The 11,662-nt window shown below is 39.7% G+C and carries 9 protein-coding genes; 1 reads left to right on the top strand and 8 read right to left on the bottom strand.

The window, feature by feature from the left end:
- Positions 1 to 76: 76 nt before the first annotated feature.
- From sucD to sdhC, 8 genes are all read right to left on the bottom strand, one after another.
- Positions 77 to 949, bottom strand: a complete 873-nt coding sequence (gene sucD, locus KO505_RS07055; RefSeq protein ID WP_216054749.1) for a succinate--CoA ligase subunit alpha — start codon at positions 947 to 949, stop codon at positions 77 to 79.
- Positions 949 to 2,115 (bottom strand): ADP-forming succinate--CoA ligase subunit beta, encoded by a 1,167-nt coding sequence (sucC, locus tag KO505_RS07050; RefSeq protein ID WP_216054748.1) that lies wholly within the window; start codon positions 2,113 to 2,115, stop codon positions 949 to 951. The genes sucD and sucC overlap by 1 nt, the downstream gene beginning before the upstream one ends.
- Before the next feature lie 145 nt (positions 2,116 to 2,260).
- Positions 2,261 to 3,745, bottom strand: coding sequence for a 2-oxoglutarate dehydrogenase complex dihydrolipoyllysine-residue succinyltransferase (odhB, locus tag KO505_RS07045; protein ID WP_216054747.1), 1,485 nt, complete (start codon positions 3,743 to 3,745; stop codon positions 2,261 to 2,263).
- A 15-nt stretch (positions 3,746 to 3,760) separates the two neighbouring features.
- On the bottom strand, positions 3,761 to 6,568 hold the full coding sequence (gene sucA / locus KO505_RS07040) for a 2-oxoglutarate dehydrogenase E1 component (protein ID WP_216054746.1): 2,808 nt from the start codon (positions 6,566 to 6,568) through the stop codon (positions 3,761 to 3,763).
- 123 nt (positions 6,569 to 6,691) lie between these two features.
- The gene (locus KO505_RS07035; RefSeq protein WP_216054745.1) at positions 6,692 to 7,405 is read right to left on the bottom strand and encodes a succinate dehydrogenase iron-sulfur subunit; all 714 of its coding nucleotides are present in this window, start codon (positions 7,403 to 7,405) and stop codon (positions 6,692 to 6,694) included.
- Between the two features lie 18 nt (positions 7,406 to 7,423).
- Positions 7,424 to 9,190 carry a succinate dehydrogenase flavoprotein subunit gene (gene sdhA, locus KO505_RS07030; protein ID WP_216054744.1) on the bottom strand — a complete coding sequence of 589 codons (1,767 nt, stop codon included), beginning with the start codon at positions 9,188 to 9,190 and terminating at the stop codon, positions 7,424 to 7,426.
- On the bottom strand, positions 9,190 to 9,537 hold the full coding sequence (gene sdhD, locus KO505_RS07025; RefSeq protein ID WP_216054743.1) for a succinate dehydrogenase, hydrophobic membrane anchor protein: 348 nt from the start codon (positions 9,535 to 9,537) through the stop codon (positions 9,190 to 9,192). Before sdhD ends, sdhA begins: the two co-directional genes overlap by 1 nt.
- Positions 9,531 to 9,905 (bottom strand): succinate dehydrogenase, cytochrome b556 subunit, encoded by a 375-nt coding sequence (sdhC, locus tag KO505_RS07020; protein WP_216054742.1) that lies wholly within the window; start codon positions 9,903 to 9,905, stop codon positions 9,531 to 9,533. The genes sdhD and sdhC overlap by 7 nt, the downstream gene beginning before the upstream one ends.
- Before the next feature lie 404 nt (positions 9,906 to 10,309).
- Here sdhC and gltA point away from each other — a divergent pair, with 404 nt between their 5' ends.
- On the top strand, positions 10,310 to 11,596 hold the full coding sequence (gene gltA / locus KO505_RS07015) for a citrate synthase (protein ID WP_216054741.1): 1,287 nt from the start codon (positions 10,310 to 10,312) through the stop codon (positions 11,594 to 11,596).
- The last annotated feature ends 66 nt before the right edge of the window (positions 11,597 to 11,662 follow it).

The raw sequence follows: 11,662 nt of genomic DNA, 5'->3' as shown, positions 1-11,662 counted from the left end.
TCGTTTTGTCCCTTAAACGAAAAAAAGGCGCTGAAAGCGCCTTTTTTATACATTATCAATTAACTAGAAGTAGAGACTACCAACCAGTTTTTTCTGCTAATGCTTTACCAATTTCAGCTAAAGAACGAACCGTTTTAACACCGGCTGCTTCTAATGCTGCAAATTTGTCGTCAGCTGTACCTTTACCACCAGAGATGATTGCACCAGCGTGACCCATACGTTTACCAGCAGGTGCAGTAACACCAGCAATATAAGAAACGACAGGCTTAGTAACGTTTTCAGCGATGTAAGCTGCAGCTTCTTCTTCTGCAGTACCACCGATTTCACCAATCATTACGATTGCTTCAGTCGCTGGATCTTTTTCAAACATTTCTAAAACGTCAATGAAGTTAGTACCTGGAATTGGATCACCACCGATACCAACACAAGTAGACTGACCAAAACCAGCGTCTGTAGTTTGCTTAACAGCTTCATAAGTCAACGTACCTGAACGAGATACGATACCTACTTTACCTGGCATATGAATGTGACCTGGCATGATACCAATCTTACATTCACCCGGAGTGATAACACCTGGGCAGTTAGGGCCGATTAAACGAACACCTAGCTCGTCACATTTAACTTTACAGTCAAGCATGTCTAATGTTGGTACACCTTCAGTGATACAAACAATTAGTTTAATACCAGAATTAGCCGCTTCTAAGATAGAGTCTTTACAAAATGCAGCAGGTACATAGATAACAGATGCATCTGCACCAGTTTCAGCAACCGCTTCTGCAACTGTATTAAATACAGGAAGACCTAAATGAACTTGACCACCTTTACCAGGAGTAACACCACCAACCATGTTAGTGCCGTATGCAATTGCTTGCTCTGAGTGGAAAGTACCTTGAGAACCAGTAAAACCTTGACAGATTACTTTAGTTTCTTTATTAATTAAGACAGACATTATTTGCCCTCCGCAGCTTTAACAACTAATTCAGCAGCTTCTTGTAAGCTTGGAGCTGCAATAATATCAACGTCTGAATTGGCAAGAACTTCACGACCAGCTTCTGCGTTAGTACCTTCTAAACGTACAACAACAGGAACCTGAACGCCCACTTCTTTAACTGCAGCAATAATACCTTCAGCGATCATGTCACAACGTACGATACCACCAAAGATGTTAACTAAAACCGCTTTAACGTTGTCGTCAGATAAGATGATTTTAAATGCTTCAGCAACACGTTCTTTTGTTGCGCCACCACCAACATCTAGGAAGTTTGCAGGACGGCCACCGTTTAAGTTAACGATATCCATTGTACCCATTGCAAGACCAGCACCGTTAACCATACAGCCAACGTTTCCGTCTAGAGCAACGTAGTTTAATTCCCATTTAGCAGCATCAGCTTCACGCGCGTCTTCTTGAGAAGGATCGTGCATTTCTTTAAGATCTGGGTGACGACCAACAGCATTGCTGTCGATTGCTACTTTAGCGTCAAGACAATGTAAGTCACCAGCTGGTGTGATTACTAATGGGTTAATTTCAATTAACTCAACGTCTTTTTCTTTGAATAATTTAGCTAAACCTAAGAAGATTTTAACAAATTGACCAATTTGCTTGCCTTCTAAGCCTAGTTTGAATGCTAAGTCACGACCTTGGTAAGGTTGTGCGCCAGCTAGTGGGCAAATCTCAGCTTTTAAAATTTTCTCAGGCGTTTCTTCTGCAACCGTTTCAATTTCAACACCACCTTCAGTAGATGCCATGAATACGATACGACGAGATGAACGGTCTACTACAGCACCAAGATATAATTCTTGCGCGATATCAGTACAAGGTTCAACCAAAATACGTGTAACCGGTTGGCCTTTTTCGTCTGTTTGATAAGTAACTAAGTTGTTGCCTAACCACTTTTCAGCAAATGCTTTAATTTCGTCTTTTGTTTTAACTAGCTTAACACCGCCAGCTTTACCACGGCCACCGGCGTGAACCTGTGCTTTAACAACAAACATATCACCGCCGATTTGATCTGCCGCTGCAGCTGCTTCAGCTGGAGTTTCAGTCGCGATGCCTTTTGATACAGGAAGCCCGTATTGAGCAAACAACTGTTTGCCCTGATATTCATGCAAGTTCATGATGTTCTGTCCATCTATTTTATAAGTTAAAGGCTACATAAAATGTAGCCCGATATAACATGCGGGGCGTATTATAAAACACCCTTGGATTAGTGCAACTAGACAAAAGTCTTAATTTGAATAATTACACTAATTTTTTGTTCTATTATACGTCTAATAGTAAACGTGTAGGATCTTCTAACAATTCTTTGATTGTTACTAAGAAACCTACTGACTCTTTACCGTCGATTAAGCGATGATCATAAGATAACGCTAAGTACATCATTGGTAAGATTTCAACTTTGCCATTTACTGCCATAGGACGATCTTGGATTTTATGCATTCCCAAAATAGCCGCTTGTGGTAAGTTTAAAATTGGCGTTGATAATAACGAGCCAAATACTCCGCCGTTAGTAACAGTGAAGTTACCACCTTGCATTTCTTCAACTGTTAGTTTTCCGTCACGGCCTTTAATAGCTAGTTCACGGATACCATTTTCAATTTCAGCAAAACCTAATTTGTCACAATCACGTAATACTGGCGTTACTAATCCACGAGGAGTAGAAACCGCAATACTTACATCAAAGTAGTTGTGATAAACAATGTCATCGCCATCTATTGATGCATTTACTGCAGGAAAACGTTTAAGAGCTTCAACAACGGCTTTTACGTAAAAAGACATAAATCCAAGACGTGCACCATGGCGCTCTTCGAATACATCTTTATATTGTTTACGAAGATCCATGATAGGTTTCATGTTGATTTCGTTAAACGTTGTTAACATAGCCGTTGAGTTTTTAGCTTCTAATAAACGTTTAGCAATGGTTTTACGCAAACGAGTCATAGGAACACGTTTTTGCGTACGCTCGCCTAAAACTTGGCTTGAAGGAGTCGCTGACACTGGCGCCGGTGCTTTAGGCGCAGAAGCTTGTGCTTTCATAAAACTTTCAACATCTTCTTTTGTAACTCGACCGTTTTTACCGGTACCTGTGATTTTAGAAGCGTCTAATCCTTTTTCAGAGATTAAACGACGAACAGAAGGAGATAAAACGTCATCCGCAGATGATGATTCTTCAGCTGCAGCTGGCGCGGCTGCCGCAGCAGATGCTCCAAAAGTAACTTCAGCAATTAGTTGATCACCAAGAACCGTTTCACCTTCAGGGCTAATGATTTTAGTCACTACACCATCTTCTGGAGAAACAACTTCTAATACAACTTTATCAGTTTCTATATCAACTAGATTTTCATCACGGCTAACAGACTGACCTTCTTGTACATGCCAAGTAGCTATCGTTGCATCAGCAACAGACTCTGGCAATACAGGAACTTTGATTTGTATTGTTTTAGTTTCACCAGCTGGGGCTTGAGGAGCACTAGCAGCCGGAGCAGCAGCGGCTGGTGCAGATGCACCAGCTGCGTCTTCAATTTTAGCTAGAAGTTGCTCACCTAAAACAGTTGCACCTTCTTCTTGTAGTATTTCAGTGATAACACCGTCTTCTGGTGCTACAACTTCTAATACAACTTTATCAGTTTCAATATCAACTAAGTTTTGATCTCGAGATACGGTATCTCCAACACTGACGTGCCAAGTGGCAACTGAAGCGTCAGCAACTGATTCAGGTAATACTGGAACTTTAATTTCAGTAGTCATGATTAATCCTTGAGATTATTTAATCGTTAATGCGTCGTTTACCAACGCTTGTTGTTCTTTAGCATGGACAGATGCATAACCTACCGCTGGTGAAGCTGAAGCTTTACGACCTGCATAAGTTAAATTTGCCCCGTTTGGAATAGACTTCCAGAAATGATGTTGACTACAATACCAAGCACCTTGGTTTTGTGGTTCTTCTTGACACCAAATAAAGTCTTTTACGTGTTTGTATTTTTCAACAACAACATCCATCTCTGCATGAGGGAAAGGATAAAGTTGTTCAATTCGCACAATAGCGATATCAGTTTGGTTATCTTTACGACGTTGTTCTAACAAATCGTAATAAACTTTACCTGAACACAGAATTACACGCTTAACTTTACTAGCATCAATATCATCTATTTCATCAATAACATTGTGATAAGTACCGTCAGCTAACTCTTCCATAGAAGAAACAGCTAATGGGTGACGTAACAATGATTTTGGCGTCATAACCACTAATGGACGACGCATTGGTCTAATAGATTGACGACGGATCATATTAAATACTTGAGCTGGTGTAGTTGGTACACAAACTTGCATATTATGATCAGCACACAATTGTAAAAAACGTTCCATGCGCGCAGATGAATGTTCCGGACCTTGCCCTTCATATCCATGCGGTAACAACATAGTAAGGCCGCATAAACGTCCCCACTTTTGTTCGCCAGAACAAATAAATTGGTCAATTACAACTTGAGCAACGTTGGCAAAATCACCAAACTGCGCTTCCCAAATTACTAATGAATCCGGTTCTGCTGTGGCATAACCATATTCAAATGCTAAAACACCAACTTCTGATAACACGGCATCATATATTTCAAATTTGCCTTGCTCTTTACTTATATTTTCAAGAGGTACATAGGTTGATGCATCTTCTTGATTATGCAAAACAGCGTGACGGTGGAAGAAAGTACCACGCCCACTATCTTGACCCGTAATACGAATATCCGTACCACGTTCAACAATGTCTGCATAAGCTAATGTTTCTGCAAAACCCCAGTCTAATAATTTCTCACCATTAAGCATTTTCACACGTTCATCGTATTGTTTTTTAACACGTGAATGTAGTTTATGCTCAGCAGGATATGTGGTTATCTTTTTGCCAAGGTCTTTTAATTTTTCTACCGAAACTGCTTTATCGTATGCGATATCCCAGTCATGGTTAAGATAAGGAGTCCAGTCTACCGAATGTGCTTCCATTGGACGCCATTCTTCAACCGTACGCTCACCTTGATCTAATAAACCACGGTAGCTGTCCGTTAATTGTTTCACTTCATCCGCTGAAATTGCGCCGTCTTTAGTTAAACGGTCAATATACAATTGACGAGGAACTGGATGCTTTTTGATTTTTTGATACATAATCGGCTGAGTTGCATTTGGCTCGTCTGCTTCATTATGACCATGTCGTCTATAACAAACTAAATCAATAACCACATCTCTACGGAATGTATTACGATAATCCACTGCAATTTGAGAAACCAAAGCAACCGCTTCAGGATCATCCGCATTTACATGAAATATTGGCGCCTGAACCATCTTCGCAATATCAGTACAGTATTCAGTTGAACGTGTATCTTCTTGTTTAGATGTGGTGAAACCAACTTGGTTGTTAACCACAATTCTAATTGTGCCGCCCACTTTATAACCGCGAGTTTGAGACATATTAAACGTCTCTTGTACAACACCTTGACCTGCAATTGCAGAATCACCGTGTACGGTAATTGGTAAAGCTTTAGAACCATTATCACAATTATGACGATCTAAACGCGCTCTCACTGAACCAATAACAACTGGATTTACAATTTCCAAATGTGATGGGTTAAATGCTAAGGCTAAATGAACATTGCCGCCAGCTGTCGCAAAATCAGAAGAGAAACCTTGGTGATATTTAACGTCACCTGCAGTTAACGATGGGTCGACTTTCCCACCAAACTCATCAAATAACTCGCCAGATTTTTTACCTAGAACATTAACTAATACATTAAGACGTCCACGGTGAGCCATTCCAATAACGACTTCTTTTTGTCCTTGTTCACCAGCGCGGTGAATGATCTCTTTGACCATAGGAACTAAAGCGTCGCCACCTTCTAATGAGAAACGTTTAGCACCAGGAAATTTAGCGCCTAGATATTTCTCAAGCCCGTCAGCAGCAATTAAGCCTTTTAAAATGCGTTTTTTAATGTCCGTAGAAAATGCAGGTTGACTCTGAATAGATTCAAATCGTTGTTGTATCCAACGTTTTTCATCAGTATCAGTGATGTGCATATATTCTGCACCAACCGAGCCACAATACGTATTTTGAAGAGCTGAATACAACTCACCTAATTGCATTTTATCTTGGCCGACAGCAAAAGAACCTACGTTAAATTCACGAGACATGTCTTCGTCGTCAAGTTCGTGATGAGCTAAACTAAGCTCTCTAACGATTTCTCTCTGCCATAATCCTAGTGGATCTAAATTGGCATTTTGATGACCTCTAAAACGGAAAGCATTAATTAGTTGCAAAACTTTTACTTGTTTTGCATCTGCTTGATCCGCCCCAGAAACAACCATACGGTCTTTGTTTTTGGCTAGTTGGGCAAATAAGTCGCGAACATCTGAATGTTTAGTTTCGACCGAAACACCTTCTACTTTCGGTAAATGGTCGAAGATCTCACGCCACTCGTCTGATACAGACGTAGGATCATCTAAAAATAATTCGTACATCTGCTCAACATATACCATGCTGTTAGCTGATAAATGCGAACTATCAAGCCAATTTTGCATAACACCTTCGTGCATTAGATATATATCCTTGTAAGTCTTACAGACTTAATTTTACTAGTTAAAAAATGAAAAAAGCCCTTCCACCGAAACGGAACGACTTTTGTCTTATCTGTTAAATTAAAGTATCAGTTATCAAAGCTAAACTGACCTCTGCAATAACATCGATTTGATATGACCTATCGCCTTAGTCGGGTTTAGGCCTTTCGGACAAACGTTGACGCAGTTCATGATGCCGTGGCATCTAAATACGCTAAACGCATCATCCAAATCAGCCAGGCGTTCATCAGTTGCGGTATCACGACTATCTATTAAGAAGCGATATGCATGTAATAAACCTGCAGGGCCAACGAATTTATCAGGGTTCCACCAGAATGACGGACATGACGTCGAACAACACGCACAAAGTATACATTCGTATAATCCGTCCAACTTGTCACGCTCTTCAACTGACTGAAGATATTCACGAGCTGGCGGCTGTTTGTCATCATTAATTAAAAATGGTTTTACTTTTTCATACTGAGTAAAGAACTGAGTCATATCAATAACTAAGTCACGTACTACTGGCAATCCAGGTAAAGGACGTAAAATAATAGTACCTTTGCCTAAAGAAGAAACCGGTGTAATACACGCTAAACCATTTTTACCATTCATGTTTAAACCGTCAGAACCACACACACCTTCACGGCATGAGCGACGGAAAACTAATGTTGGATCTTGTTCTTTAAGAAGAATAAGAGCATCAAGTACCATCATGTCATGACCATCTTCAACTTCTAGTTGGTAGTCTTTCATGTATGGCGCATCGTCTACGTCAGAGTTATAACGGTAAACAGAGAAATTCAAAGTTTTCATAATACGTTACTCTCCTGATTAATAAGTACGAGCTTTAGGTGGGAACGCTTCACGATGCACTGGGCTCATGTTAACTTCACGCTTGCTCATTTCTTCACTATTTGGATCATAAATACTGTGACATAACCAGTTTTCATCATCACGGTCTAAGAAATCTTCACGGCTGTGTGCACCACGACTTTCTGTACGGAAATTAGCTGCAACCGCTGTTGCATAAGCTGTTTCCATCAAGTTATCTAACTCAAGGCACTCAATACGCTGTGTATTAAATTCTTTCGAATTATCAGATAATTTCGCGTGTTTTAAACGTTCACGAATTTCTTTTAATTGAGCAAGACCTTCTGCCATTGCTTTACCTTCACGGAATACCGAGAAGTTAAGCTGCATACATTGTTGTAAATCTTTTTTGATTTGAACTGGATCTTCACCTTGAGATGTAGAATCCCAACGATTGTAACGTTCTAATGCTTTTTCAATGTCTGCATCATTTACTTCAGTTGCGCCTTTGCCTTCGCCTAAATATTTTTCTAAATATTTACCAGCAGCACGGCCAAATACAACTAAGTCTAATAATGAGTTACCACCCAAGCGGTTGGCACCATGAACAGATACACATGCAATTTCACCAACAGCGAATAAACCTTCAACTTCAGCAAAAGAACCGTCTTCAGCTTTAGTTAACGCTTGACCGTTAACGTTAGTTGGAATACCACCCATCATATAATGACATGTTGGTATAACAGGAATTGGCTCATCTGCAGGATGTACGTGAGCAAATGTTTTAGATAATTCACAAACACCAGGTAAACGCGACTCTAACGTTTCGCGGCCTAAATGATCCAGTTTAAGTTTAAGATGTGGACCTAAAGGACCATCACAACCACGACCTTCACGTATCTCTGTCATCATTGAACGAGCAACAACATCACGAGACGCTAAGTCTTTGGCATTAGGCGCATAACGTTCCATGAAACGTTCGCCATCTTTATTTAATAGGTAACCACCTTCACCACGACAACCTTCTGTTACCAATACACCAGCACCAGCGATTCCTGTTGGGTGGAACTGCCACATTTCCATATCTTGTAATGCAACACCTGCACGAACCGCCATACCAACACCATCACCAGTGTTGATGTGAGCATTAGTAGTTGAAGCGTAAATACGTCCTGCACCACCAGTAGCTAACACAGTTGCACGTGCTTTGAAGTAAACAACATCACCAGATTCAATATCTATCGCTGTACAACCAACAATAGCGCCATCAGAGTTTTTAACTAAATCTAATGCGTACCATTCACTGTAAACAGTAGTTTTATGTTTAACATTTTGTTGGTACAAAAGGTGTAATAAAGCGTGACCAGTACGGTCTGCAGCAGCCGCTGTTCTAGCAGCTTGTTCGCCACCAAAGTTTTTAGACTGACCGCCAAATGGACGTTGATAAATACGACCATCTTCAAAACGAGAAAAAGGTAATCCTTTATTTTCCATTTCAATAATGGCTTCAGGACCTTCTTTACACATAAATTCGATTGCGTCTTGGTCACCGATAAAATCAGAACCTTTAACAGTATCGTACATGTGTTGTTCCCAGTGATCTTCATGGGCGTTGCCCAATGCTACTGTTATTCCGCCTTGAGCAGAAACAGTATGAGAACGAGTTGGGAAAACTTTTGAAATCAAGGCAACAGTTTGGCCTGATTCTGCAATTTGCAAGGCCGCACGCATTCCCGCGCCACCTGCACCGATTACAACGGCATCAAATTCTTGAACTGTGATAGACACTACACACCCCACAATATGAATAGACCAGTTACAACGTAAGCTAATCCTAATAAATTAAGAACAAAGCTTAAGAACGTACGTAGTTTTGGACCTTTAACATAGTCCGTTAATACTTGCCAAAGTCCGATTCGAGTGTGAACCCAGATACAAAGCAATGTAATAAACGTGAAAACTTTAACGGCTACGTTATCGAATAACGCTGACCAAATTTCAAAGGTAACGACTGGAGTTGTTAAAAAGAAGCCTAAAATGAATATTGTATAGGCTGTCATAAATAATGCGGTAGCCCTTAAAGAAACATAATCCTGGACTCCATCTCTCTTTAATGATGCTTGATTGATCACCATATCCACACTCCAGCTAAAATTACAGTTACTAACCATATAGCAATGGATAGCGTAGCACTTAGGTTTCCTGACTCTAATTCTTCCCAATAACCCATATCCATTATTAGATGACGTATGCCACCAATAATGTGGTAAGAAAGAACTGCCAATGTACCTATAACAATAACTTTACCGATCACACCTTGCATTAGCGATTTCGCTAATTCAAAGCCTTCTGCTGATTGTAAAGAAATACCCCATGCTACGATCACAAATATTAAGGCGAAGAAAAGCGCAACGCCCGTTATACGATGTAGAATAGAAGCTTTTGCCGAGGCTGGCATTGAGATTGATGTCAGATCTAGATTTACAGGTCTTTGTTTTTTCACGGTTGCATGCCTATCCGAGCTGTTTATTATTTTTATGTCTGATCCATAAGTAAATGAATCACCCCATTTTTTTTATAAAAATGAACGCCAATGAAATGATGTTCAACCCTTATAAAAACTGCATTGAATACGTGTGCAGTGCGACTCAGTATATATAGCCAAAATCAATATGGCAATTTCTGTTTAAATTTAATGTGTTAAAGAATTTCATGCGTACAAAAAATAGCTAATAAGTTATACTTTCGTATAATTATTCACCATTTGTGCAATAAAATTGACTTTTTACTCTATTTTGTAGTTACAATGGCTGGATTTTCAAAATTAACTATGTGACAAATGTTGAATTCAATAATACATTTAGTGACTAGTAACAATTATAAAACAACAATTTGAGGAGAGCATGCATGACAGATAAGAAGGTCACCGTTCAAATCACTGGACAAGACGCATTCGAACTGCCAATGATGTCTGGTACAGCTGGTAATGATGTTATTGACGTGAGAACGTTAGGTTCAAAAGGCGTTTTCACCTATGACCCAGGCTTTTTAGCAACTGCATCATGTCAATCTAAAATCACTTATATCGATGGTGATAAAGGTGTGTTATTACATCGTGGTTACCCAATCGAGCAATTAGCTGATGGTTCTAACTATATCGAATTATGTTATTTATTACTTCATGGTGAATTACCAAGCCCTGAAAAATTAGTAACATTTGAAAATACAATTAAAAACCACACTATGATCCATGAAAAGATTGCTACATTCTTTAATGGTTTTGTTGTAGATGCACATCCAATGGCGATGTTATGTGGTGTTGTTGGTGCTATGTCTAGCTTTTATCATGATGATTTAGACATCTCTGATCCTAAACAACGTCAACGTAGTTCGTACCGCTTAATTGCTAAGTTACCAACTATTGCAGCTATGGCTTATAAATACAGTATCGGTCAACCGTTTGTATACCCACGCAACAACCTTTCTTATTCAGAAAACTTCTTAAACATGATGTTCTCTGTACCTGCTGAAGATTATAAAGTTAACCCTATCCTTGCTGATGCAATGGATAAAATCTTCATGTTACATGCGGACCATGAGCAAAATGCTTCGACATCAACAGTGCGTTTAGCTGGTTCTTCTGGCGCTAACCCTTATGCATGTATTGCTGCTGGTATCGCATCTTTATGGGGACCTGCTCACGGCGGCGCTAACGAAGCATGTTTAAACATGTTAAAACAAATCGGTAGTGTTGATAAAATTCCTGAGTTTGTTGCAAGAGCAAAAGACAAAGCTGACCCATTCCGCTTAATGGGCTTCGGTCACCGTGTTTACAAAAACTTCGACCCTCGCGCAAAAGTTATGCGTCAAACATGTCATGAAGTATTGTCTGCATTAAACGTTAGTGATCCATTGTTAGACGTTGCAATGGAACTAGAACGAATTGCATTGGAAGATGAATACTTTGTATCTAAGAAGTTATACCCTAATGTAGATTTCTACTCAGGTATTATCTTAAAAGCTATCGGTATTCCTACTAGCATGTTCACTGTTATCTTTGCAATGTCTCGTACTGTTGGTTGGATTAGCCATTGGGACGAAATGTTAAGCGAAGAAGGCCAAAAAATAGGTCGTCCTCGTCAGTTATATACTGGTGCAGCGAAACGTGATTATGTTGCTCCTACAGACCGATAAAAACTCGGCTTAGGATCAAAAAAGGCAGCTAATCGCTGCCTTTTTTTATAGCTACATTTTAATTTT

Source organism: Psychrosphaera sp. F3M07 (assembly GCF_018860345.1).
In the GTDB taxonomy this organism is placed as follows: Bacteria; Pseudomonadota; Gammaproteobacteria; order Enterobacterales; family Alteromonadaceae; genus Psychrosphaera; species Psychrosphaera aquimarina.
Note: the sequence above shows the minus strand (reverse complement) of the source record. Positions and strands in the feature narration are given on the sequence as shown.

What these genes read in the sequence shown, in the direction of transcription:
- sucD (WP_216054749.1), bottom strand. Translation starts at nt 949, where the DNA reads ATGTCTGTCTTAATTAATAAAGAAACTAAAGTAATCTGTCAAGGTTTT.
- sucC (WP_216054748.1), bottom strand. Translation starts at nt 2,115, where the DNA reads ATGAACTTGCATGAATATCAGGGCAAACAGTTGTTTGCTCAATACGGG.
- odhB (WP_216054747.1), bottom strand. Translation starts at nt 3,745, where the DNA reads ATGACTACTGAAATTAAAGTTCCAGTATTACCTGAATCAGTTGCTGAC.
- sucA (WP_216054746.1), bottom strand. Translation starts at nt 6,568, where the DNA reads ATGCACGAAGGTGTTATGCAAAATTGGCTTGATAGTTCGCATTTATCA.
- KO505_RS07035 (WP_216054745.1), bottom strand. Translation starts at nt 7,405, where the DNA reads ATGAAAACTTTGAATTTCTCTGTTTACCGTTATAACTCTGACGTAGAC.
- sdhD (WP_216054743.1), bottom strand. Translation starts at nt 9,537, where the DNA reads ATGGTGATCAATCAAGCATCATTAAAGAGAGATGGAGTCCAGGATTAT.
- gltA (WP_216054741.1), top strand. Translation starts at nt 10,310, where the DNA reads ATGACAGATAAGAAGGTCACCGTTCAAATCACTGGACAAGACGCATTC.